The organism is uncultured Pseudoteredinibacter sp. (genome assembly GCF_947500695.1).
Classification (GTDB): domain Bacteria; phylum Pseudomonadota; class Gammaproteobacteria; order Pseudomonadales; family Cellvibrionaceae; genus Pseudoteredinibacter.
Genome location: NZ_CANMSS010000018.1, coordinates 14,416 through 35,534, shown reverse-complemented (window position 1 = coordinate 35,534; position 21,119 = coordinate 14,416). Strand labels below are relative to the sequence as shown.

Genomic DNA, 21,119 nt, shown 5'->3' with positions numbered 1-21,119 from the left:
TTCCTGAGTCTTTATAGTTTTTGGGGAGGTGGGCTTCAGCTTTTTGTTAACGCGCTAAACTGTATTTAGGCCCTATGTCAAATTATCCAATTTTCTATTGGCCTCGTTCGCAGAAAGGCTTTTAGGTTTGATTTCCTGCTCTTTCTTATCTGACGGAGCTGGCTTGTATCTAGCTTCTGGGTCTACAACTTTGCCCATCGCTTGGTAGGGGTATCCTTGGTTGAAGGCTAGGCCACCAATTGGTTGCCAGCCTTCAGCCATTTTTTCCATGACGGCTTCTTCTAGGCCCTTCAGGCCTGTAGCGCTTCCAACTACCTTGTATAGTTTTTTTTTCATTCCTTCTTGCCTTCCTTACTACCTCTTCTACTAAACCACATGTTGTTAATTTTGCATGCGGTTTCCCTGGCTAACCGGTAGTTGGAATCTTTTCTGTCGACGGGCTTACTTGGCCTATCTCTGGGGCTTCTTCGCCAAAAACAAACCAATATCTAAACGTTGGAAATGTAGAGCATATCGCTTCGATATGTTCCTCGTTAAACCTCTGTTTTCCGTGGTAGAGGTTCTTAATGATGTCTCGACTCAAACCAGTTTTCTCTGCAAATTTTGAGAACCTCAGTCGCTCTGATGATTCCATATTAATTAGCTCAATGAGCCTTTCCTGCATCATAGAAAAATACAATATCGTGTTTAATGGACCCGGTAATTTATAGCGTGTATATTAAACACGATAAATCTACTTATGAACAAACATGCAGCAACGAGCATATCAAAACTCGTGCAGGTTCAAAACAAGCTAAGGCATAGAAATGGAAAGTAACTTTCGTACACCAGTACAACTGTCTGTTTTGCCGCCAGTTATGGGGCAAGAGCAGTTCGCCACTTACTGCGGTACTACCAAGGATACGGTAAGGGGCTGGATCCAAGCTGGCACCTTACCCAGCGTCAAAATCGGACGCCAACGCTTAGTCAATCTCAGTCTGCTTCAAGACGAACTAAAAGCCGGAAAAGAATTTTTTGAGTCGGGTGAATACTCAGGCTCCTGATTTGCGTCGCTTGGGCTTCGGTGTGTGGGACATCTCTGGGCGGCGCTTCTTAAATCCCTGACTCGATTAACGACTGCCGGTCGAGTTTAAAAACTTAGGCAGAAACCAAAGAGGAAAACACGATGAATCAACAAATGAATGTTCAAGTTTACGGTGGCTCTATCGCTCGTATGGAAGGTCAGGCTTTCGCGTCTCTGTACGTTGGTCAGCATGTAGAAGATGAGTCCGAACAAAACGCTAAAGGCATCGAGATTATGAAGGTCTCTTGTGATGAGCGTGTGTACGAGGAAATGAAATCCGATAAGTACCCGTTCGACGCCACTATCTCAGTACGCCTTAAAAAGGCAGCTGGCGGAAAGATGGGGCAGCACTGCATTGGTATTAAGCCTGTTGCACCAGCTCGCCAAGCTCCGGCTAAGACCCAGTAATTGATCGGTGGAGCGGATTTGAAAGGCCTGCTTATTTGCGGCCTTTCAAACCGAACACTGATCTAGCAAGCGTAGCGCGGTAGCAAAGGAATCAATCATGGCGGGTTTTCTATATTGCGATAGCAACTTCACCAAGATTAATAACAACAATGTTCGTTGTGCAGGGACTCTGCAAACCATCACAGAAGCTGAGTTGGTTTCCAAAGTGGCTGAACAAGTACCACCACCTTTTCCAGAATTAGAACAAGCCGAAATCGGCGCAATTATGGCAGCAACGACAACTTTCCTTGCTGTCTGCTGGATAGGGAAAAACTTATTCGGCTTATTCAAAAATACAAAAACTGAATAAGCCACTAGAAGTAAAACAACAATATATAGATCGGGCAAAAGAGCACAAAAAGTGCATTTAACTTTAATCAAAGAGAGGGGTATATACCCATGAAAAAACTACTTGCCCGTGCCCGTAATCACGCTGACAAAGCTTTGTTCGTTGCCGGTACTTTTGCGTTAGCAAACGGTGCTCAAGCGGCCATCGATACGGCGGCTGTTGTTACTGAAATCGAAGCTGGCGAAACCGCTGTAGAAACCATCATTGTGGCCATGCTTGGCTTCGGTGTGTTGTTCTTGGTTGGTCGCTCCCTATACGGTCTAGTTAAGCGCTAATGCCCGTTGCTCCTCTCCTCTGGTAACAGGGGAGGGGAGATTTTTTAAGAGGGCTTTCCCATGCTTTCTATGTACATCCTCCTTGTCTGGCTCACAGGCATGAAAATACTTTTCGATTCTTAGGGCTCAAACCATGAGATTGATTCTTCTACTGGCAGCCTTGTTAATTATTCCTTCGTTCGCTTTCGCAAATAATATTGTTATTAGGCATCACTATGGAACCAAAGGTGATGCATCTAGAGCATGTAAGGCCGCAAAAGGTGGTGAATATTGCTATTACGCAGGCAGCTATCGGTATATTGGCCCGAGTGAAGAAATTTCCCCCGGGGTTGTGCAAACCCATTACTTTTATGGCCGCTGTAAGGAAAAACAAACCTCTGATCCAGCGAAGGACGGCGGTATTTGTAAGGACGATAACGACGAAGATGGTGATCCGGACGAAAGCGATCCGGACGATGATAACGACGGCGAGCCGGACGACCAAGATCCGCACCCTAATGACCCTGATTGTAATTCTACAAGTTATGATCAATTCAAATGCCCGGGCCCAGGTGGAAGTTCTACAAGTGGCTCGTCTTCCAGTTCGTCCACTTCTTCAAACGGTTCTAGTACGTCAGGCAGTTCTTCGGGTTCAAGTAGTGGTGACGGTTCAAGCTCAAGTTCTAGCGGTTCTACTACAGGTTCAAGCTCCGACGGTTCTACCAGTACAACAAGTACTTCTTCAACCAGTAGTACTTCCAGTACATCAGGCGGCGGCTCAAGTTCAGGCGGCGGTGGTTCAAGTTCAGGTGGTGGTTCTAGTTCTGGCGGTGCACCAAGTGGGTCGTCAGGCGATGGCGACGGTTCTACTTCAGGCGGTGGCTCTTCCTCAGGTGATGGCGATGGTTCCTCATCGGGCGATGGTGAGGGGGAGGGTTCTTCCTCTGGTGACGGTGAAGGTTCTTCATCGGGCGATGGTTCTTCAAGTACAGGTTCTAGTTCGGGGTCAACGTCTGGCTCTGGTACGTCTTCAACTTCGGGTGGCTCTAGCTCTGGTGGTGGCTCGTCATCTTCCAGCGGTTCTGGCTCTACATCGGGTAGTGGTACAAGTTCTTCATCAGGCTCAAGTACCGGCTCTTCTTCAGGCAGTTCAACGTCAAGCGGTAGCTCATCATCCAGTAACGGTTCAAGCTCTGGTGATCCTGTAGACCCTTGGGATGGTCCAGTCTATTCGTGCCCAAATGGTAGTCCCCCAGATTCCTCTGGTCGTTGTGACCCTGACCCATATTGCACAGGTGACGATTGCCCACAGCCCAATATTTGCCAAGATGGTTGGCCGCCTTTAGGTGGAAGTTGTGATCGAAACCCTCCATTAATTTGTGTTGGCAGTGGCGTACCCGTTTGGGATTTGGCTGACTGTCCAGCGAACCCTAACTCAAGTTCTACCTCTTCTGGCTCTTCATCGGGTGATGGCGACGGCGACGGTACAACAAGTTCGAGTTCTTCCGGCTCTAGCACAAGCGGTGTGCCTTCCGGTACGTCGTCAAGCTCGGGTTCCACGTCAAGCAGTGGTGTGCCTCCAGCTAGTTCAAGCACTTCTGGTGGCTCTTGTCCAAATGATGCGGATTGTGATGGTGATCCTGATAGCACCGACCCATTCCCAAATGATCCAGAGTGTTCAAATTCTAGGTTCCGCTATGACCGTTGTCCCGGTACCGATGGTTCATCCGGCGGGGCTAGCTCTAGCGGTTCTGGTGAGGGTGAAGGTGAAGGCGAGGGCGAAGGCGGCACAACTCCAACGGGCGGTTCTTGCGATGCTGAGCCTGTTTGCGCGGGTGATGATCCGGTCATGTGTGGCATTCAATTACAGACTTGGGAAAGTCGTTGCCAGAACGAGGGCTATACAGCGGGTAAGTGTGAAGAGGGTAGCGAACCCGAATGCACGGAGGGAACCATCCAGTGTGAAATGCTCAAACAGCAGCACACATTAATTTGCGGTGAAGAAGGCAAGTTAGAAGATTTTGAAAAAGCCTTCGTTGAAGCTGAGGTGACTACCGATTCTGAATTGGTCGACAACTTTCTCGGCGAAAAAAGAGCCTTAGACCCAAGTAATCAAATCAACCAAGTTCTTAACAATTTGTTCCCTGCCGGGTTGGGCGGTAAATCTCTGGGGGAGCAATGCTATCCCATACCGCCCATTTCTATCTTTGGCAGCCAGATCGATATCGACATTAAGTACATCTGTAAGTTGTTCGAATACATATCGATGTTGATGTACCTAGCGGCGTATCTGGCGGCCTTCCATATCTTGTTTAAGTCGATAACGGAGGATTAAACAATGCCTTTACCCGTTGTATATGGTGCGCTCGCTCTCCCTTCGATAGTGGCCTTTGTGGTTCGTGCGCTGGTTGCTCACGCGATTATGCGAACCATCACGGCCTTAGGAATGACCATTATTTCTTTTGTGGCTATCGATGCGGCTATGAATCAAATCATCACTTACTTGAATAGGGCGCTTGGTGCTGTTTCTGGTGAGGCTCAACAAGTGGCTAGCATGATGGGCTTTTTCGATTGCGTGAATATCGTCATGTCGGCTTACGTTGCAGCTGTAGGGATTCGACAAATACGCGGTGCCTATAACCGTATTGTATTCGGACAGAGTAAATAGTCATGCTATATCAAATTACCGGTACACCCGGACAAGGTAAAACACTCAATACGATCAAGTTCGTGGCTGAAGAAGAGCGCTTCAAAGATCGCCCTGTTTACTATTTTGGTATTAAAGACCTTGATGAATCATTTGGCTGGACAGAGCTCACTGAAGAAGAGGCGTTCAAGTGGCCTGACTTGCCGTCGGGCTCGGTGATTATTTTTGATGAGGCCTACAACGTTTTCCCTGTTCGCCATGCTTCTAAACAACCACCTAAGCATGTAAAAGAATTGGCCGTACACCGTCACAAGGGAATGGACATTCTACTGATCAACCAAAAGGTAAGTGGTCAGGTTGATCCGTTTATTAAAGGTCTGATCAATGAACATCATCACTATGATCGAATCTTTGGTTCTTCCGCTGTTAATCGTTTTATGTGGCCTCGCTGTTGTGACAATGTAAATTCACCATCAGAGCGTAAAAACGCCAATGTGGTGATCTGCAAGCTTGATAAAAAGTACTTCGGTAAATATCACTCTGCTGATCAGCACACACATAAATTGCAGCTTCCCAAAGGTCGCATTGCTATGTTCTTTGGTGCGTTGGCTCTATGCCTAGGTATGGTCTATTACGCCTACGTTCAAATATCTCCAGCACCACCAACAGAGCCGAATCAAGAGCAATTCAATAAGGGCTTAGCTGATCCCGCCAATGCCCCGTTGAACTCTGTGAAAGATCCAACAGAAATGACCTATATCCAAGCGTACACGCCTGAGGTTGAAGGCATGCCATGGACAGCACCTGTGTATCGAGAAGTAATGCAGCCGGTTACTTATCCAAGGCCGAATTGCGTTAACTGGAGTGATCACGATAGGCCTGAGTCCACCAGCAAAATGAAGGGCTGTCACTGCTTCTCGCAACAAGGCACAAGAATGAATGTGAGTGCAGCCATCTGTAAGGCTGTAGTTAAAGGCGGCTTCTTTGATCCGACTCGCCCGGATGCTAGAGATGAAATACCTAATGGCTTTGCTCATGTGTCTGAAACTCAAACACGACCATTAACACAAGGTCAGCGAGCGGCACAGGAATACCGTCGCCGTCGTCCCCAAGCCTTCATCATGCACGATACGGAAGGGTTCAGAAAACGTCGTGAATCCGATCCATTCCCCGCTGATAAGCCAAAGTTATAACTCGTTAAGGTATCCCACAATGCCAAAGTCCGCCTCTGATATCCGGGCAAACCTATTAGGCCTGCTCTTATCGTCCATTGTTCTTGTCGCGTTAATTCGCATTTCATCGCTGTCAGACGAAAATGTCCTCCAAATCGTTGCCTTGGTCTTGTTTTTACCTATGGCTTGGAGTGAATATAGAAGCTCACCAAGGATGGTGATCCGTAAGAAAACACCTTTGGTTGCTACCGAAATACTGCCCCGCTTACTTGGGATGCTACTTACAGTATTTTCGGTAGCGTTTTTTTATTGGTTGCTTCCCGAATACTCCGGCCGGTTCTATGCACCGTTTTACAAACTCTGCAAAGACTTTGGCCCGTTCTTATTGCTGGCATCTCCGTTTTATATTGGCTTTGTTGTTTCGCGTATCGATGACAGCAAAGATTCGTACTATGCCTTAGGCCGGCTGTTACTGGGTGACTCTAGCTACCTAAAAAAAGAAGAGCTCAAGCACCACTTTTTAGGCTGGGCCGTTAAAGGTTTTTTCTATCCTCTAATGTATGTCTATGCATTGGGGAAAATCACCTGGCTAAAATCTCTATCTATTAATTTTGATACTGTCACTTTCCTGCAGCTGTTCGATATCGCGATAGGTTTGTTGTACTACGTGGATTTGATTTTTGTGGTGGTGGCTTACTTGTGTACTTTAAAAATTTTTGGTGCGCATATCAGAACCGCCCAAAGTACATTGTTAGGTTGGTCTGTTGCGCTGGCCTGCTATCAACCATTTTGGTCGTTTGTTTCAAAGTTCTATATTCAGTACGGCAATGGCCTGAAATGGCATCAGTGGCTTAGTGATCATCAGTTTCTGCTCTACCTATGGGGCATCGCCATTCTGGCCCTTACCGCTGTTTACACGATGTCGACTGTGGCTTTTGGTTTGCGCTTTTCTAACCTGACTAACCGCGGAATTATTACAGCTGGCCCATACCGCTATCTAAAGCATCCTGCTTACGTTTGTAAGAATTTAAGCTGGTGGCTTATTTCTGTGCCGTTCGTTGTTGTGAGCGATGTAGAGAGTGCTACCAAGTGTTGTTTAGCCCTAGCTATGTTGAATGGCATTTATTACCTAAGGGCTAAGACAGAAGAGCAACATCTATCAAGTGACCCTGTTTACCTGCAGTACAAAAAAGCAATCCACAATCGCTGGAATGGCGGCTTACTGGCGGCAGCCAATAGCCGCCATCCAGCGGCTAACGTCCTTGTAACACGTTAATAAATAGGGGGGTGCTCTGCACTGTAAAACACGTACCGACATAAATCCCACTTTTCCCACTTTGAAGGTAACTTTAATGAGAAACGAAAATAAAACATGGCAACGAGACGATAACGTTTTTACTAATAAGTCCGGCTCTGAATCTTACGACTTATCCAATGTGCGAGTTTTGCACTCTGGCATTGATACCTTAAAGCAGTTGTATAACTGTATTCCCAAGCGCCACGTCATTGATCAGCTAGAAGATATGAAAGCAGCAAGGGCGCGCCCTTTTATCACCTTGGGTGGCATCGATTGGATGGTGACACGCTCGTCTAAGTCAAGCGGTTATCAATACATACTGAAAAACCTAGATTACGGCTATGTTGTCCTGCTCAAAAGCTTCTTTGCTGAGGTAGATGAATCGGCCTCACATATGAAAATCGAAGTTACTCCCCAAAAGCTGCTAATCAGTGATCCTGCGGCGCTGTGCCAAGAAATGGTGAAGATAGGGCAGTTGTTTGCCATACAGGTGGTGCCTGAGGCTGTAGCCATTCATATCGCTGTTGACCTTAAAGGCTTTGATGTTCCGCTAGACTTTGAAAGAAAGCTTACCTGCAAGGCTAAGAGGCAGTTTAAGGTTAATTCAATCTCAGAGGCCCAATGGAATCTCAACGATATTTCTGCCGTGTATGGCAATGGAGAAACCTTTACCTTCGGTAGCTCTGGCTCCCTGCAGTTTTGCCTATACGATAAAACAGAAGAGGCTAACAAAAGCGATAAAATAGGTTTCTGGGAAAGACAGTGGGCCAGCACTCCATCTGTCGAAGATTGCTTTGTTTCCGAATATCAGCCGGGTGATCAGGTAAAGCGCTTAGAGATGCGTTTCCACCATTCTGTAATACGGCAATTCTGCAATGGCTCTAAAGGCCCCGATGGTGGGCGTTTAGAAATTCGTGACTTACAAGACCTAATCCCACACCTGACTAACCTATGGCGGTACGCCATGAATAACTTTCGTTACCAGCACTCTAGCAGCTATATCCACCCTGTATGGCAGATGCTACTGGAAGATATTTCTATCTATCCCCCGGCGATAGACTGGATGTACAAGCGTGAAGCTAAAGCACCTAGCATCAGTTCAAAACGCAATGTGGCTTTTTGGTTGGGAAACTTAGTAAAGCTAATGGCAAGGCGCGGTATTGATGTGGAAACAACGGTTAAATACATTATGAGTTCAGGTCTTAATGAAGAGCTGGCCAGTTATTTTGGTGCCCATACCTTTGATGGCCTTACAGAGCTATATATGTACTTAACAGAGTTTGTAGATAAAAGACTTCAAGAGCATCGAATAAATGGAGTAGCGGCTTAGAATGGCAGTAACAAAGCAAAAAGATGGTCGTTGGCTGGTTTCCTGTCGGCCTCAGGGTACAAATGGTCCGCACTTAAGAAGGATCTGCAAGACTCGTGCAGAAGGTAAAAGGTTAGAGCAAGAGTTAATGGGCCAAAGGCGTCTGCAATTAGATCATGCGAAATTATCGGTATGTGTTGATATTTGGTTTCAGTATTTTGGTGCGAATTTAAAAGATGGTGAAGCAAGAAAGCGAAAGCTGCTGCATATCATCAAAGATATTGGTGACTTAAGAGTATCCCATTTAAAGCCAGGTCATTATTTGGCTTATAGAAAGAAACGTCTTGATTCTGGGATCTCTCCAAACACTTGTAACCATGATCTGGTGTATTTGAAGACTTTATTTAACAAGCTGGTTAAAGCTCAGTACCTAAGCTCTAACCCGTTAGTCGGTTTGGCTCCACTGCCATTGGATGAAGCTGAGTTGTCATATTTAACGACTTATCAAATAAAACGTTTGCTTGTTTCCTGCAGGAAAAGCGCTAATGAATCATTGTTTTGGGTTGTTCTGGTTTGCTTGGCTACCGGGGCTAGATGGTCAGAAGTGGAAAGGCTCACTTTTGCGCAGCTCTCGAACAACACCATTAGATTCGTAAAAACCAAAACTCGAAAGAATAGAACAGTCCCTATCGATGAGAAGTTGTATAAGGCTTTATCCGCTAGGAGGCGATTTGGAACTGTACGAATTTTTGCTAATTGCCTGTCGGCATTTCGCTCTGCAATTCATCGAGCCAAAATAACTCTTCCTCCTGGCCAGATGTCTCATGTCTTAAGGCACACTTTTGCGAGTCATTTTATTATGAACGGGGGTGATATAATGGTATTGCAAAGGATTCTTGGCCATTCTAATGTTAAGGTGACTATGCGATATGCGCATATGTCTCGAAATCATCTAGAGGCAGCTCTTGTATATGGCCCATTAAATACCTTAAATAAGGAGGTTGGTTTTGACGGTTGAAGACATTTTCAATGAAGTGAAGGCAGGTTTATATGACAGGGGGGGCAATCCGCTTTTTGTGTCCTTCCTATTGGCATGGCTTATCGTAAACCATAAAATAGGTCTTTTACTTCTCTCGGATGAAAGTTTCACCTCAAAAATTGAATTTATTGATTGTTACTACCAAAAGGTATTTATTGAAACCTGTGATGTTGTTTCTCCTGTTTATTTGAATGTTTTTCTTTCAAATATTGCTTTGCCACTGGTCTTTGCCTACTTATATTTGCTGCTCTCGCCCATTTTTTCTGGTTGGATTTCTCACTATGCGGCAAAGAAAAAAACCTCTATCTCCAATCGGATTATTAAGTTGAAGGAAGTGGAATTGGTACCTCTGTCTGACCTATTAAAGATCAAAAAAATAGCAGAAGAACTCGAAGGGGATGTGGAAAGATTAAATACTCAAAACGCCGCGCTTGGTAGTCAGCAAACAGATTCGTCAAACAAGATTCTGGGCTTACAGGAACAGCTTAGGCTGGCGCAAGAGTTGTCTATTGATAGGCCAGAAACTCGTAGGCTTGTAGATCCCAAAGTTTTAAAAGAGATGATAAATGGGCATTCTGTGGGGGCTTACAAGCTTCGGGATGTGTTGCTAACGGAGCCTGATATTAGCTCCGCGAAAGGCACGGTCCACTTTCTTGAGCATTATATAAATCTGCTCTACCTTCGTAGCCTTTTAGTCGGGTTTGATCTTAAAAATGTGAATGATACCTTTTACATATTCATATATGGAGCTGGTTTCGAAAGAGATTATATTTACTTGCTATCAATAATTGCTCGCTCCTCGTCTGGCGTAGTCCAGGCTTCTATTCGCTTCGCCAATGAATATTTGAAAGAAATGAGCGTTGATAAAGTTGACGGGCTTATCAATCGGCTGAAAGATAAGGAGCTCGTTAGAGAGGTTCCGATATCAGATGGTCCTACTACTAGTAGAGGGGTCAAGCTAACGGATGCTGGGCGCGAGTACCTAGAGTCAGTGATGCATGAGTCTGGATATCCAGTCTAGTGTACTTAATGTGTTCGTTTCTAAAATGCATAAAAAAGCCAGGTCAAATGCCTGGCTTCTTAAGTCTCTGATCTAACAGAGTTTGTGTATGGTGCCCGGAGGCGGAATCGAACCACCGACACGGGGATTTTCAATCCCCTGCTCTACCGACTGAGCTATCCGGGCAAATATTACGGGTTGCTCCCGTAAAGAGGCGCGTATTAAACCTGTTCGCCGCCGCAGAGTCAAGACTTTATTTAAGCCTTTCTTTTTGTTGGCTTTTTAGTCTAATTTTTGTTCGGCTGCGGGGCTGTTGATTTACTCGCTAGGGGGTACGTAGCCTTCGATATGGTCTACTTCTTCGCCGCTGAAGAATTTCTCCATTTGCTCCATTAAATAGCTGCGCGCGGTCATGTCCATCATGTTTAGACGTTTTTCATTGATCAGCATGGTTTGATGCTGCATCCATTCCATCCAGGCCTGTTTAGATACGTTTTCGTACAGGTCTTGGCCTTTGGGGCCGGGGTAGGGTGGTTGGTCTAGGCCTTCCAGTTCTTTTTTGTGCTTACGGCAAAAAACCATACGGCTCATGGCGATATCCTTCTATTTAAGGGAGGGGGATTTTACCCCTCCGGAGGGCATTTGCCCATCTCTGTGCTGGTTGGGCTTTAAAGAAGTTGTTGCTGTATGGCCGCTATCTGCTCTAGTAGCTTTTTAACGGGGGCAGCTAGGCCTAGCTCGCCTGGGGCGGCGGGATTTACCCACTGCTCGCCAGCTTCGGCAATCTTGTCTTTGGGGTTTACTTGCACCAGCACCGGGGTGATATCTAAATGGTAATGACTAAAAGTATGGCGATAGCTGTTCCAGTGCTCGGTAGCGGGCTCGCTATTACTGAGCTGTTGGCTAATGCAGTGCTCGGCAATATTGGCATCGCTTGCGAGCTCTGGCAGGCACCAAAGGCCGCCCCATATGCCCTGGCTTGGGCGTTGCTGCAAAAGTACTTCGCCAGCTGGGTTTTGCAGGATAAGCATTTGGCAGGCGCGTACGGGCTTTTCTTTTTTGGGTTTTTTGCCTGGGTAATCTTGAGGGTTGCCTTGGCCGTGGGCTTGGCAGCTATCCTGTAGCGGGCAGGCATCGCACAATGGCTTGCTGCGCTTACAAACGGTGGCCCCTAAATCCATCATTACTTGAGTGTATTCTGGGTTACGTTTATTTGGCGTGTAGTGCTCGGCAATTTGCCATAGGGTCTGTTGCACTTTGCTATTGCCGGGCCAGCCTTCCACAGCATGAAGCCGTGCTAGTACGCGTTTTACATTGCCATCTAAAATAGCCGCTGGCTGGCCAAAGGCGATGGAGGCAATGGCACCAGCGGTGGATCGGCCTATGCCGGGCAGTTCTTCTAGCTCGGCAACTGTTCCTGGAAACTCACCTTGGTATTGCTCGGCAACGGTTTGCGCGCACTTATGCAGGTTACGGGCGCGGGCGTAGTAGCCGAGGCCTGTCCAGAGGTGTAGCACCTCGTCTATATCGGCCTTAGCTAGGCTGCAAACATCAGGAAATTTGCGGGTAAAGGTCTCGAAGTAGGGGATTACCGTGGCTACTTGGGTTTGCTGCAGCATAATTTCGGAAAGCCACACCCGGTAGGGGTTGATGCCCTGCTGCCAGGGAAGCTCTTTACGGCCATGTTGGTCATACCAAGCTAATACCAGCTTGGCGAATAACTTTGGGTCCATTAATTTGGACGGCAAGTTGCTCATGGATACTTCTTATCTTATCGGCTATTTATCTTGTGGCTAAGTGTACCTGTCTCAACAGTTGATTGTCGTCATTGCATTGCTGAATAGTAATCTCTATCATTTGCATCTTTTCTAGTTCCCCGCCGTTAAAGCTCGGCATAAAGAATGAGGTTGGCATGAAGGCAATTCAAATGAAGGCAAAGTGGGCTCCGTCATTGGCATTGATGGCGTTGGCTGTTGCTGGCTGTAGTCAGAAAGAAGAAAGTAAGCCCGCAGTAGAAACCACTGAAACTGCAGCTGCGGTTGCAGAAAAGGCCGAAGTTAAAGCCAAAGAAACACAAGAAGCCCCTGTGGTTACTGTTTACTCTTCCCGTAAAGAGCACCTGATCAAGCCTTTGTTTGAAAAATACACTGCTGAGACTGGCGTAGAAGTGCGCTACGTTACCGATAAGGCTGGTCCATTGATGGAGCGCCTTTCTGCTGAGGGTGAATCTACCCCTGCCGATATGTTTATGACGGTAGATGCTGGCAACCTATGGCAGGCTAGCAATAAAGGCTTGTTTGCTTCTTTAGATTCCGAATCATTAGAAGCCAATGTGCCTGCTAACTTGCAGGCCGCTAACAATGATTGGTTTGGCCTATCTATTCGTGCTCGCACTATTGTTTATTCAACCGAGCGTGTACAACCAGAAGATCTAAGCACTTACGAAGCCTTGGCCGCTGAAGATTGGAAAGGCCGCTTGTGCTTGCGTACTTCTAAGAAGGTGTACAACCAATCCTTGGTTGCCACCATGATCCAGACTCAAGGCGAAGAAAAAACCGAAGAGATCGTTAAAGGTTGGGTAGCAAACCTAGCTACCGAGCCTTTCTCAAACGATACCAAGGCCATGGAAGCAGTAGCTGCTGGCCAGTGTGACGCCACTATTGTTAACACTTATTACTTTGGTCGTTTGAAGAAGAAAAACCCAGATGTTGCTTTGGCACTATACTGGCCTAACCAAGAAGACCGTGGTGTACACGTAAATATTTCTGGTGCCGGTATTACCAAACACGCCAAGCAGCCAGCTGAAGCGCGCAAGCTATTGGAGTGGTTGGCTAGCGATAAGGCCCAAGGCCAGTTCGCTGAGATTAACCATGAGTATCCAGTGAATGTAACTGTTAAGCCTTCTGCTGAAGTGCAAGCATGGGGCGATTTCAAAGCTGACTTGGTTAATGTTGAGGCGGCCGGTAAGTTGCAGGCCGATGCTGTTAAGTTGATGGACCGAGCCGGCTACCGTTAATTCCGGCTTAGTCTTTAAGGCTTTTAATTAACTGTGTAGGCAAGCTGTGGCTATTGCTGCAGCTTGAAACCAGTTAAAATGGGGCATGAGTGAAATTGCCGTGCCCCAGCCCCCTTCTGATCAACCATCTAATGATGATTCTAATCAGCCCTCAGCGAACAAAGAGTCCTTCTTTGTGAATGCTCAATCTACAAAATGGCGTAAGCATTTCTGGCGTTTACCGGCTTGGTTTGCGGCGGCTTTAGTATTAATGCCAATTTTGGTCATTGCCCTAAGCTGGACTAGCGATCAAAGCGATATTTGGGCTCACCTTATTCAAACCCAGCTTGGTACCTTGTTGAGCAATACTTTAAAGCTGTGCATTGGTGTTGGCAGTATCGCCATCTTTTTAGGGGTGAGTTTGGCTTGGCTGGTTTCGGTTTGCGAGTTCCCGGGGAGGCGCTGGCTCGATTGGGGCTTGATGCTGCCATTAGCAATCCCAACTTATGTGGTTGCTTTTGTGGCGCTGGGTTTGTTTGATTTTAGTGGCCCTGTACAAACTCAATTACGTGAATGGTTTGGTAGCGATTTTCGTGTGCCTTCAATTCGCAGTGCAGGTGGGGTGAGCTTAGTCTTAAGTGCGGTGCTCTACCCTTATGTATATATGCTAAGTCGCAGTGCTTTTATGAGTCAGGGGCGTGGTTTGGTAGATGCGGCGCGTATGTTGGGGCGCACACCATTGCAGGCTTTTTGGTCGGTAGCGTTGCCTATGGCGCGCCCAGCTATTGCAGCGGGAGCCGCCTTGGCGCTGATGGAAACCTTGGCAGATTTTGGTGCGGTTGCGGTTTTTAATTACGATACTTTTACCACTGCTATTTATAAATCTTGGTTTGGTTTTTTTAATTTGCCAGCGGCAGCGCAGCTAGCTTCGGTATTGTTGTTATTTGTAGCCTTGGCTTTGTTTGCCGAGCAAAAAGCACGCGGTGGCGGTCGTTTATTTGAGGTGCCGGCTCAAGAGCGGGAGCGTTTTAAATTAAAAGGCGCGCGGGCTTATTTAGCCACTGGTTACTGCTTGCTGATATTTGTTTTGGCTTTTGTTATTCCGGTTGGCCAGCTGCTGTTTTGGGTGGTGGAAACTGGTCTTGGTGGTTTGGATCAGCGCTATATAGATTTGGTTTTACATACCTTCGCCTTGGGGGCAATTGCTGCAAGCTTAACGGTGAGCTTGGCAATCGCGGTGGCTTTTGGACAGCGCCAGCTGGGTAATATTTCCGCAAAAGGTTTTGCAATGCGTGCGGCAAGCTTGGGTTATGCCTTTCCTGGCTCTGTGCTTGCTGTGGGTATTATGTTGTCTTTCGCCAAAGTGGATTCTGTATTGGTGGCGCCGGTGCGGGCGTTACTGGATATGCCGCCTAAGCAAATATTGGTGGGCAGTGTAGTGGCTTTAATACTGGCTTACTGCGTACGCTTTTTTACCGTGGGGCTTGGGCCTATTCAGTCTTCCTTCGAGCGTTTAAAACCTAGCTTTCAAGAAGCAGCACAAAGCTTGGGCGCCAATAAATGGCAGTTGTTGTGGCGGGTATATTTACCAATGCTATCGCCCGGTATATTTGCTGGCATGCTTTTAGTGTTGGTAGATGTGATGAAGGAAATGCCGGCTACTTTATTATTGCGCCCATTTGGCTGGGATACTCTGGCGGTGCGTGTATATGAGATGACCTCAGAAGGGGAGTGGGAGCGTGCTGCCTTGCCTGCCTTAAGCTTGGTGCTGCTGAGTCTTGCCCCAGTGGTGTTGATGATTCGTCGCTCTCGTCGCTAGTTACTTGCCTTGATAATTTATCTGCCACTATTTCCTGATTTTTATGCTGAGCTATAAGGGTTCATTTATAGTTCAGCCGCTTAAAGTATCTTCCTCCCCATCATCTTAAACCTGAGCTTGGCTTTGTTTTTAGTCGTCTAATGATTGGTCTAAGCTTTGGTGAGTTGGCTGTTTTTATTTTTAGAGAATGTAATACAAGTAGGAACCTATGTTGAAATTAAATAAAACCCTGTTCGTGTCTGCCTTATTGGCATCTAGCGTTAGCTTTGCCGGTGAGTGGAAAGGTGAAGGTGATCTTGGCTATAACAGTGTGGCGGGCAACTCTGAGAGTGAAGCCTTGGCTGTTAAATTGTTGATCTCCTATGTGCAAAACGATTGGACCCATAAAGCCGAGGTTAGCGCTAATACGGCTTCTAACGATGACAAAACCAGTGCTGAAGCTTATACATTTAACTTCAATAGCCGCTATGAGATTAATGAAGATGTTTACGGTTTTGGTAACTATCGCTACCAAGATGATCGCTTTAGTGCTTTTGAATACCAGTCTTCCTTAACTGGTGGTGTGGGCTATCACGTTATTAAAACCGAAGATACTATTCTAGATGCAGAGGTCGGTGCGGGTTTCCGAAGCAGTGAGCGTCGCCTTAATCAAGAAAAAGAAGACGAGGCGGTAATTCTAGGCAAGGTTTCTTACAAACAGCAGCTAACGGATACCACTAAGCTAGAAAGCTACTTGTTGAGCGAAGCTGGTGAAGAGAATACCTATCTTGAAGCTGAAGTCGCGGTAAAAGTAGCCATGACTGAGCAGCTGGCGCTAAAAATTGCCTATTTGGCCAAGCACAATACCGATGTAGATCCAGGTACCGAGAAAACCGATCGTTATACTACGGTATCTTTGAACTATAACTTCTAGGCTCAAACTTCTAAGCTCTAACTTGAGAGCTTGATGCAGTCTTGATCTGAAGGGGCTGTATTGGCGGCGTCCTCTTGTTGTCTGGGGGCGCTTGCTCACTTCTCTAGCGATTATCAGTCTTCCTTTAGCGTCCAAATTATCCATTGAGTTTACCCTTATCCTGGGGGTGATTGCCTTTGCTGCTAATACCAGTACAATGCCGTTTTTCTATTATTGGAAACACAATGTGCATTATGGGAAACATGCCGAAAACGGGTGGTTTCAAGTAGTGTGTAAGGGTATTTACCCCCTGGGCTGGGGCTTAACTGGATGGGTAGCGTAATGGGTAATAAGACTGCATTGTTCGCAGAGCACGAAGCCGCAGGCGGCAAAATTGTTGATTTTGGCGGTTGGGATATGCCAATCAACTATGGCTCTCAGGTAGAGGAGCATCACAAGGTGCGCCGTGAGGCGGGCATGTTTGATGTGTCCCATATGACCATTGTTGACGTGAAAGGCGCTGGCGCGAAAGACTTTCTACGCTATTTGCTGGCCAATGATGTTGAGAAGATTAGCTCCGTTACTGGTAAGGCTATGTACACCGGTATGCTGAATGAGCAGGGTGGGGTGATCGATGATCTGATTGTTTACAATATGGACGGTTGGTACCGCACTGTTGTGAACTGCGCTACTCGCGAGAAAGATTTGGCTTGGATGAATGAGCAGGCCGCAGCATTTGAAGTAGAGCTGAGTGAGCGTCCAGAGCTTTCTATGCTGGCTGTGCAGGGCCCAGAAGCAATAGCTAAGGTTGCCGCCGTTTTAGGTGGTAATAAGGCTGAGGTGGTTAATTCTCTGTCGGTATTCCAAGGCTTGGAAGTTGATGGCTGGTTTATTGCTCGTACCGGTTATACCGGTGAAGATGGCCTAGAAATTATGGTCCCAGAAGCCGCTATTGTGCAGTTTTGGAAAGATCTAGTCGCTGCTGATGTAGCGCCTTGTGGTTTGGGTGCTCGTGATACTTTGCGCCTAGAGGCAGGCATGAACTTATACGGAAGCGACATGGATGAGGCTATTCTGCCAATGGCAGCCAATATGTCTTGGACCATTGCTTGGGCACCTGAAGATCGTGACTTTATCGGTCGCAAAGCCTTGGAGGCCGCCAAAGAAACCGGTGTTAAAGAGAAGTTGGTAGGCTTGGTGATGGAGCAAAAAGGCGTTTTACGTGCTCACCAGAAAGTTATTGTGCCGGGTGTTGAGGCTACTGGTGAAATTACCAGTGGTACATTCTCGCCGACTTTAGGCTATTCTATTGCCATGGCGCGAGTGCCCAAAGAGATTGGTGATACTTGTTTAGTTGAAATGAGAAATAAACAAGTAGAAGTTAAGGTAATTAAGCCGAGCTTCGTCCGTAACGGTAAGCAAGTTTTTTAATTAATACAGTAGAGATAGCAGAGGATTAGTCCATGAGTGAAGTGCGCAATGAAATTAAGTATCTATCGAGCCATGAGTGGGCGCGTGTAGAAGCTGACGGCACTGTAACAGTTGGCATTTCTGATCACGCCCAAGATAGCCTAGGCGATGTTGTTTATGTTGAAGTACCAGAGGTGGGTTCACAGGTTAACGCCGGCGAAGAAGCGGGTGTTGTTGAATCTGTAAAAGCCGCTTCCGATATCTTCTCGCCTCTTACCGGTGAAGTTGTAGCGGTAAACGAAGCTTTGGAAGATGAGCCAGAAACCGTAAACAGCTCTCCTTATGACGATGGTTGGTTCTTTAAAGTTAAGCCAGCTGACGTTTCTGAGCTTGACGCTGCATTAGATGCAGATGCCTACCGCGAGGTTTGCGAAGACGCATAAGTCTTGCAGGGTCAGAACCTGTAGGTTCTGACCCTATTTCTAGAAAGTTTCTCTTTTAAGTTTTATCGCTTCCGCTGCCTTCTCTTGGCATTGATTGTTTGGCTGTTCACGGCCTGTTTTCCCAGCTTTGTTTTGTCTTTTGCGCTCCGCAAATATTTAGTACTAGCTAATCTAGTGGCCTTTGAATTTCGCTAGATTTTAGCCCCTCGGCTCCGAGCCGGGGTCAGAACCCTTGGGTTCCGACCCCTTTGTTCATGCAGGGTGTTTGTTTCTAGGCTTTATGTGGTTTTAGCCGTTGAGTCTGTGCTTGGTTTTTAGTTTTGGGGCTACTTGTAGGGCGGCTCTGTGACTTGGCGATTTTTATTGATGGGTTGGCTGAATTTAGGTGATGCGGCTTCGAGCCGGGGTCAGAACCCGTGGGTTCTGACCCCTTTGTTCATGCAGGGTGTTTGTTTCTAGGCTTTATGTGGTTTTAGCCGTTGAGTTTGTGCTTGGTTTTTAGTTTTGGGGCTACTTGTAGGGCGGCTCTGTGGCTTGGTGATTTTTATTGATGGATTGGCTGAATTTAGGTGATGCGGCTTCGAGCCGGGGTCAGAACCCGTGGGTTCTGACCCCTTTGTTCATGCAGGGCATTAGAGTGCCGCTAGGATTTTTGCGAAATGTCCGTTTAGATCGAAGCGTTCGCCATTGGCCCAGCCTAGACGAACAATAACCAGCTCGCGTGACGGGATGATAACGACGTATTGGCCGTTGTGGCCTGAGGCCAAATAAAGATCGCTAGGTAAATCTTTAAACATGCGCTTGCTGGAATCGTCGGCTGCGCCAGCGTTTAGCCAAAACTGCCCACCATATTCACCTCGTGGCGCTGCTTTTATCGGGGTTTTTACAAAATCTACCCAATGCTCAGGGATAATTTGCTGGCCGTTTAAATTACCTCGCTGTAAATACAGCTGGCCAAACTTAGCCCACTGGCGCGCAGTCATATAAAGGTAAGAGCTACCTACAAAGCTGCCGCTGGCATCAGGCTCGTAGGTCGCTCCTGTTATGCCGCTGGGTAAAAATAGTTTTTCTTGGGCGAAGCGATAGTAGTTCTCTGTGCCGCCTAATTTATCGAATAGCCAGCCGGAAAGGATATTGGTGGTGCCTGAGGAATAAACAAACTTTTCACCTGGGGCGGCTTCAATTTCCGCAGCTGCAGTGCGGGCGTAGTGCGCCATATTATCTTCAAAAAATAGCATGCGGGTGGCGTTGTCACCTGGTTCATAACTCTCATCAAACTTAAGTCCGCTAGCCATATTCAGTAGATGGCGCAGCTGAATATTTTTACGTTCATCATTTTCCCACTCGCTAAAGCCTGGGGGCTGATCAATGTCTTGGCCGTTTTCTTCTAGCCAAATACCTACCAAGCTGGAGGTGATACTTTTGGCCATCGACCAAGATAAGAACTGGCTGCTTTGGTCGTAACCTGGCGCATAGGATTCGGCAATAATCTTGCCTTGCTTGGCGACAATAAGAGCACGACTGTCGATATGGGGCTTGCTGCTATTTTCGGCAATAATGCTATCAAGGATGCCCTGAATATCTTGGTTTACTTCAACTTCACCCCACTGGAAGCCGGTTTGCTGGCTGATTTCTGGGGCGCCAAAGCTTGGCGCTTCATTGTGGTAAAGGCTGCAGCCAAAATCTGGATTGTACTTAGCCTTTTGAGTAAACAGCCCGTAGCTATTTACCGTAACTTCTTCAGTTTGTTGGTTGATGTCAAAACTGCTGTATTGGGCTAGCGCATGAGAGGTAAGTACATCTTCCTCGAAGACTGCTTGGGCATCGCGTCCGGCGACAAAGACGCCTGAGCAAAGCAGCTTGGCGCCTAGGCCATTAATGACCTTGGGGCCGTAGCGCAAATAGCTATAAGCTTTGGGGTTGGCTAAAAAGAAGGCAATGATTGCGGCAATTAGCGCAAGGCCGATATAACGGGCCCAAGTGCGGCCGGAAGCTGGCATGGTCGAATCCTTTTCGGGGTTGTTGTGCGTTATTAGGCTGCTGATGGTAACACTTAGGTCTTGTAGAACAAGTGTCCATCAGGCGGTTACAGACAAAGATGTTTGATCTTTATACAGCCTAAGCATATAATGCGCGCCCCTTTATTTTTGGCCAGGGGTTCCGGTTCGCCGGTAAAAGCAATATGGCCTCTCCTTGCCTTACCGCGGTACTTTCCATAGATGCGCTCTGCGCCTTGAAGGTACGTCTGACGGGAGGCTTAACCCGTAAGGAGCAAATATGCGTCATTACGAAATTGTATTTCTGGTTCATCCAGATCAGAGCGAGCAGGTGCCCGGCATGGTCGAGCGCTACACCGCTGCTATCGAAGCTGATGGTGGTAAGGTACATCGCATGGAAGATTGGGGCCGTCGTCAGTTGGCTTACTCAATCAACAAAATCCACAAAGCTCACTACATTCTTATGAATGTTGAGTGTGGCGAAGCAGCGTTGGAAGAGTTAACTACTAACTTCCGTTACAACGATGCCGTTCTACGTAACTTGGTTATCCGCACTGATGAGGCGATCACCGAGGAATCTCCAATCGCTAAGGCTGACAAAGAGCAACGCGAGCGTAAACCACGTGGTGATCGTGGTGACCGTGGTGAGCGTCGCGAAGAGCGTCCAGCCCAAGAAGCACCTGCCGAAGCGCCAGCAGCTGAAGAAGCCGCTAGCGAAGAAGCAGCTAGCGAATAATAAGGAGACTGATCATGGCACGTTTTTTCCGTCGTCGTAAGTTCTGCCGTTTTAGCGCTGAAGGCGTTAAGCAGATCGACTACAAAGATTTGGATACTTTGAAAGCCTATGTCTCTGAGACTGGCAAGATTGTTCCAAGCCGTATTACTGGTACCAAGGCTAAGTATCAGCGTCAGCTGGCTTCCGCTATCAAGCGCGCCCGCTACCTGGCTCTACTGCCTTACACCGACAGTCACGAATAAGAAGCCCT

At 47.0% G+C, this 21,119-nt stretch carries 23 protein-coding genes and 1 tRNA gene; 18 read left to right on the top strand and 6 right to left on the bottom strand.

Going from position 1 to position 21,119, the window contains the following annotated elements; genetic code table 11:
• Positions 1-72 precede the first annotated feature (72 nt).
• Complete coding sequence (locus Q1A08_RS21085) at positions 73-336, bottom strand: hypothetical protein (RefSeq protein WP_299776380.1); 264 nt, start codon at positions 334-336, stop codon at positions 73-75.
• A gap of 70 nt (positions 337-406) precedes the next feature.
• Complete coding sequence (locus Q1A08_RS21080) at positions 407-634, bottom strand: helix-turn-helix transcriptional regulator (RefSeq protein ID WP_299776379.1); 228 nt, start codon at positions 632-634, stop codon at positions 407-409.
• A gap of 172 nt (positions 635-806) precedes the next feature.
• Here Q1A08_RS21080 and Q1A08_RS21075 point away from each other — a divergent pair, with 172 nt between their 5' ends.
• The 11 genes from Q1A08_RS21075 to Q1A08_RS21025 all read left to right on the top strand — a co-directional run bounded on the left by Q1A08_RS21075 (position 807) and on the right by Q1A08_RS21025 (position 10,598).
• Positions 807-1,043, top strand: coding sequence for an excisionase family DNA-binding protein (locus tag Q1A08_RS21075; RefSeq protein WP_299776378.1), 237 nt, complete (start codon positions 807-809; stop codon positions 1,041-1,043).
• Positions 1,044-1,165: 122 nt separating this feature from the next.
• Positions 1,166-1,471 carry a hypothetical protein gene (locus Q1A08_RS21070; protein ID WP_299776377.1) on the top strand — a complete coding sequence of 102 codons (306 nt, stop codon included), beginning with the start codon at positions 1,166-1,168 and terminating at the stop codon, positions 1,469-1,471.
• Between the two features lie 97 nt (positions 1,472-1,568).
• Positions 1,569-1,820 carry a hypothetical protein gene (locus Q1A08_RS21065; RefSeq protein ID WP_299776376.1) on the top strand — a complete coding sequence of 84 codons (252 nt, stop codon included), beginning with the start codon at positions 1,569-1,571 and terminating at the stop codon, positions 1,818-1,820.
• An 89-nt stretch (positions 1,821-1,909) separates the two neighbouring features.
• The gene (locus tag Q1A08_RS21060; protein ID WP_299776375.1) at positions 1,910-2,134 is read left to right on the top strand and encodes a major capsid protein; all 225 of its coding nucleotides are present in this window, start codon (positions 1,910-1,912) and stop codon (positions 2,132-2,134) included.
• Between the two features lie 133 nt (positions 2,135-2,267).
• On the top strand, positions 2,268-4,448 hold the full coding sequence (locus tag Q1A08_RS21055; protein ID WP_299776374.1) for a hypothetical protein: 2,181 nt from the start codon (positions 2,268-2,270) through the stop codon (positions 4,446-4,448).
• 3 nt (positions 4,449-4,451) lie between these two features.
• Positions 4,452-4,781, top strand: a complete 330-nt coding sequence (locus tag Q1A08_RS21050) for a DUF2523 family protein (protein ID WP_299776373.1) — start codon at positions 4,452-4,454, stop codon at positions 4,779-4,781.
• Between the two features lie 2 nt (positions 4,782-4,783).
• Positions 4,784-5,953, top strand: coding sequence for a zonular occludens toxin domain-containing protein (locus tag Q1A08_RS21045; RefSeq protein WP_299776372.1), 1,170 nt, complete (start codon positions 4,784-4,786; stop codon positions 5,951-5,953).
• Positions 5,954-5,972: 19 nt separating this feature from the next.
• Complete coding sequence (locus tag Q1A08_RS21040; protein WP_299776371.1) at positions 5,973-7,208, top strand: isoprenylcysteine carboxylmethyltransferase family protein; 1,236 nt, start codon at positions 5,973-5,975, stop codon at positions 7,206-7,208.
• A 76-nt stretch (positions 7,209-7,284) separates the two neighbouring features.
• Positions 7,285-8,559 (top strand): hypothetical protein, encoded by a 1,275-nt coding sequence (locus tag Q1A08_RS21035; RefSeq protein WP_299776370.1) that lies wholly within the window; start codon positions 7,285-7,287, stop codon positions 8,557-8,559.
• A 1-nt stretch (position 8,560) separates the two neighbouring features.
• Complete coding sequence (locus Q1A08_RS21030; protein ID WP_299776369.1) at positions 8,561-9,556, top strand: tyrosine-type recombinase/integrase; 996 nt, start codon at positions 8,561-8,563, stop codon at positions 9,554-9,556.
• Positions 9,546-10,598, top strand: a complete 1,053-nt coding sequence (locus Q1A08_RS21025) for a hypothetical protein (protein ID WP_299776368.1) — start codon at positions 9,546-9,548, stop codon at positions 10,596-10,598. Before Q1A08_RS21030 ends, Q1A08_RS21025 begins: the two co-directional genes overlap by 11 nt.
• A gap of 89 nt (positions 10,599-10,687) precedes the next feature.
• Here Q1A08_RS21025 and Q1A08_RS21020 read toward each other — a convergent pair.
• From Q1A08_RS21020 to mutY, 3 genes are all read right to left on the bottom strand, one after another.
• A tRNA-Phe gene (locus Q1A08_RS21020) sits at positions 10,688-10,763 on the bottom strand.
• 132 nt (positions 10,764-10,895) lie between these two features.
• Positions 10,896-11,168: an oxidative damage protection protein gene (locus tag Q1A08_RS21015; protein WP_299776367.1), complete on the bottom strand. Its 273-nt coding sequence runs from the start codon at positions 11,166-11,168 to the stop codon at positions 10,896-10,898.
• Positions 11,169-11,245: 77 nt separating this feature from the next.
• On the bottom strand, positions 11,246-12,334 hold the full coding sequence (gene mutY / locus Q1A08_RS21010; RefSeq protein ID WP_299776366.1) for an A/G-specific adenine glycosylase: 1,089 nt from the start codon (positions 12,332-12,334) through the stop codon (positions 11,246-11,248).
• A gap of 155 nt (positions 12,335-12,489) precedes the next feature.
• Between mutY and Q1A08_RS21005 the strand changes: the two genes are divergently transcribed.
• The 5 genes from Q1A08_RS21005 (at position 12,490) to gcvH (ending at position 18,136) form a co-directional block, all read left to right on the top strand.
• Positions 12,490-13,593: an extracellular solute-binding protein gene (locus Q1A08_RS21005; protein ID WP_299776365.1), complete on the top strand. Its 1,104-nt coding sequence runs from the start codon at positions 12,490-12,492 to the stop codon at positions 13,591-13,593.
• Positions 13,594-13,678: 85 nt separating this feature from the next.
• Entirely contained in the window at positions 13,679-15,391 is a 1,713-nt protein-coding gene (locus Q1A08_RS21000) for an iron ABC transporter permease (protein WP_299776364.1), read from the top strand.
• A gap of 208 nt (positions 15,392-15,599) precedes the next feature.
• Positions 15,600-16,304, top strand: coding sequence for a DUF481 domain-containing protein (locus Q1A08_RS20995; protein WP_299776363.1), 705 nt, complete (start codon positions 15,600-15,602; stop codon positions 16,302-16,304).
• Between the two features lie 321 nt (positions 16,305-16,625).
• Entirely contained in the window at positions 16,626-17,714 is a 1,089-nt protein-coding gene (gene gcvT, locus Q1A08_RS20990; protein ID WP_299776362.1) for a glycine cleavage system aminomethyltransferase GcvT, read from the top strand.
• 32 nt (positions 17,715-17,746) lie between these two features.
• Positions 17,747-18,136 (top strand): glycine cleavage system protein GcvH, encoded by a 390-nt coding sequence (gcvH, locus tag Q1A08_RS20985; RefSeq protein WP_299776361.1) that lies wholly within the window; start codon positions 17,747-17,749, stop codon positions 18,134-18,136.
• Positions 18,137-18,768: 632 nt separating this feature from the next.
• Here gcvH and Q1A08_RS20980 read toward each other — a convergent pair.
• On the bottom strand, positions 18,769-20,136 hold the full coding sequence (locus Q1A08_RS20980) for a serine hydrolase (RefSeq protein WP_299776360.1): 1,368 nt from the start codon (positions 20,134-20,136) through the stop codon (positions 18,769-18,771).
• Between the two features lie 277 nt (positions 20,137-20,413).
• On the opposite strand from Q1A08_RS20980, the gene rpsF reads away from it, so the two are divergent.
• A complete protein-coding gene (gene rpsF / locus Q1A08_RS20975) occupies positions 20,414-20,869 on the top strand; it encodes a 30S ribosomal protein S6 (RefSeq protein WP_299776359.1) in 456 nt (151 codons plus the stop codon).
• Positions 20,870-20,883: 14 nt separating this feature from the next.
• On the top strand, positions 20,884-21,111 hold the full coding sequence (gene rpsR, locus Q1A08_RS20970) for a 30S ribosomal protein S18 (protein ID WP_299776358.1): 228 nt from the start codon (positions 20,884-20,886) through the stop codon (positions 21,109-21,111).
• Positions 21,112-21,119 lie beyond the last annotated feature (8 nt).

What these genes read in the sequence shown, in the direction of transcription:
- Q1A08_RS21050 (WP_299776373.1), top strand. Translation starts at nt 4,452, where the DNA reads ATGCCTTTACCCGTTGTATATGGTGCGCTCGCTCTCCCTTCGATAGTG.
- mutY (WP_299776366.1), bottom strand. Translation starts at nt 12,334, where the DNA reads ATGAGCAACTTGCCGTCCAAATTAATGGACCCAAAGTTATTCGCCAAG.
- rpsF (WP_299776359.1), top strand. Translation starts at nt 20,414, where the DNA reads ATGCGTCATTACGAAATTGTATTTCTGGTTCATCCAGATCAGAGCGAG.
- gcvH (WP_299776361.1), top strand. Translation starts at nt 17,747, where the DNA reads ATGAGTGAAGTGCGCAATGAAATTAAGTATCTATCGAGCCATGAGTGG.
- Q1A08_RS21080 (WP_299776379.1), bottom strand. Translation starts at nt 634, where the DNA reads ATGGAATCATCAGAGCGACTGAGGTTCTCAAAATTTGCAGAGAAAACT.
- Q1A08_RS21035 (WP_299776370.1), top strand. Translation starts at nt 7,285, where the DNA reads ATGAGAAACGAAAATAAAACATGGCAACGAGACGATAACGTTTTTACT.
- Q1A08_RS21055 (WP_299776374.1), top strand. Translation starts at nt 2,268, where the DNA reads ATGAGATTGATTCTTCTACTGGCAGCCTTGTTAATTATTCCTTCGTTC.
- Q1A08_RS21040 (WP_299776371.1), top strand. Translation starts at nt 5,973, where the DNA reads ATGCCAAAGTCCGCCTCTGATATCCGGGCAAACCTATTAGGCCTGCTC.
- Q1A08_RS21060 (WP_299776375.1), top strand. Translation starts at nt 1,910, where the DNA reads ATGAAAAAACTACTTGCCCGTGCCCGTAATCACGCTGACAAAGCTTTG.
- Q1A08_RS21085 (WP_299776380.1), bottom strand. Translation starts at nt 336, where the DNA reads ATGAAAAAAAAACTATACAAGGTAGTTGGAAGCGCTACAGGCCTGAAG.
- Q1A08_RS20995 (WP_299776363.1), top strand. Translation starts at nt 15,600, where the DNA reads ATGTTGAAATTAAATAAAACCCTGTTCGTGTCTGCCTTATTGGCATCT.
- Q1A08_RS21030 (WP_299776369.1), top strand. Translation starts at nt 8,561, where the DNA reads ATGGCAGTAACAAAGCAAAAAGATGGTCGTTGGCTGGTTTCCTGTCGG.
- rpsR (WP_299776358.1), top strand. Translation starts at nt 20,884, where the DNA reads ATGGCACGTTTTTTCCGTCGTCGTAAGTTCTGCCGTTTTAGCGCTGAA.
- Q1A08_RS21065 (WP_299776376.1), top strand. Translation starts at nt 1,569, where the DNA reads ATGGCGGGTTTTCTATATTGCGATAGCAACTTCACCAAGATTAATAAC.
- Q1A08_RS21075 (WP_299776378.1), top strand. Translation starts at nt 807, where the DNA reads ATGGAAAGTAACTTTCGTACACCAGTACAACTGTCTGTTTTGCCGCCA.
- Q1A08_RS21070 (WP_299776377.1), top strand. Translation starts at nt 1,166, where the DNA reads ATGAATCAACAAATGAATGTTCAAGTTTACGGTGGCTCTATCGCTCGT.
- Q1A08_RS21000 (WP_299776364.1), top strand. Translation starts at nt 13,679, where the DNA reads ATGAGTGAAATTGCCGTGCCCCAGCCCCCTTCTGATCAACCATCTAAT.
- Q1A08_RS21015 (WP_299776367.1), bottom strand. Translation starts at nt 11,168, where the DNA reads ATGAGCCGTATGGTTTTTTGCCGTAAGCACAAAAAAGAACTGGAAGGC.
- gcvT (WP_299776362.1), top strand. Translation starts at nt 16,626, where the DNA reads ATGGGTAATAAGACTGCATTGTTCGCAGAGCACGAAGCCGCAGGCGGC.
- Q1A08_RS21045 (WP_299776372.1), top strand. Translation starts at nt 4,784, where the DNA reads ATGCTATATCAAATTACCGGTACACCCGGACAAGGTAAAACACTCAAT.
- Q1A08_RS20980 (WP_299776360.1), bottom strand. Translation starts at nt 20,136, where the DNA reads ATGCCAGCTTCCGGCCGCACTTGGGCCCGTTATATCGGCCTTGCGCTA.
- Q1A08_RS21005 (WP_299776365.1), top strand. Translation starts at nt 12,490, where the DNA reads ATGAAGGCAATTCAAATGAAGGCAAAGTGGGCTCCGTCATTGGCATTG.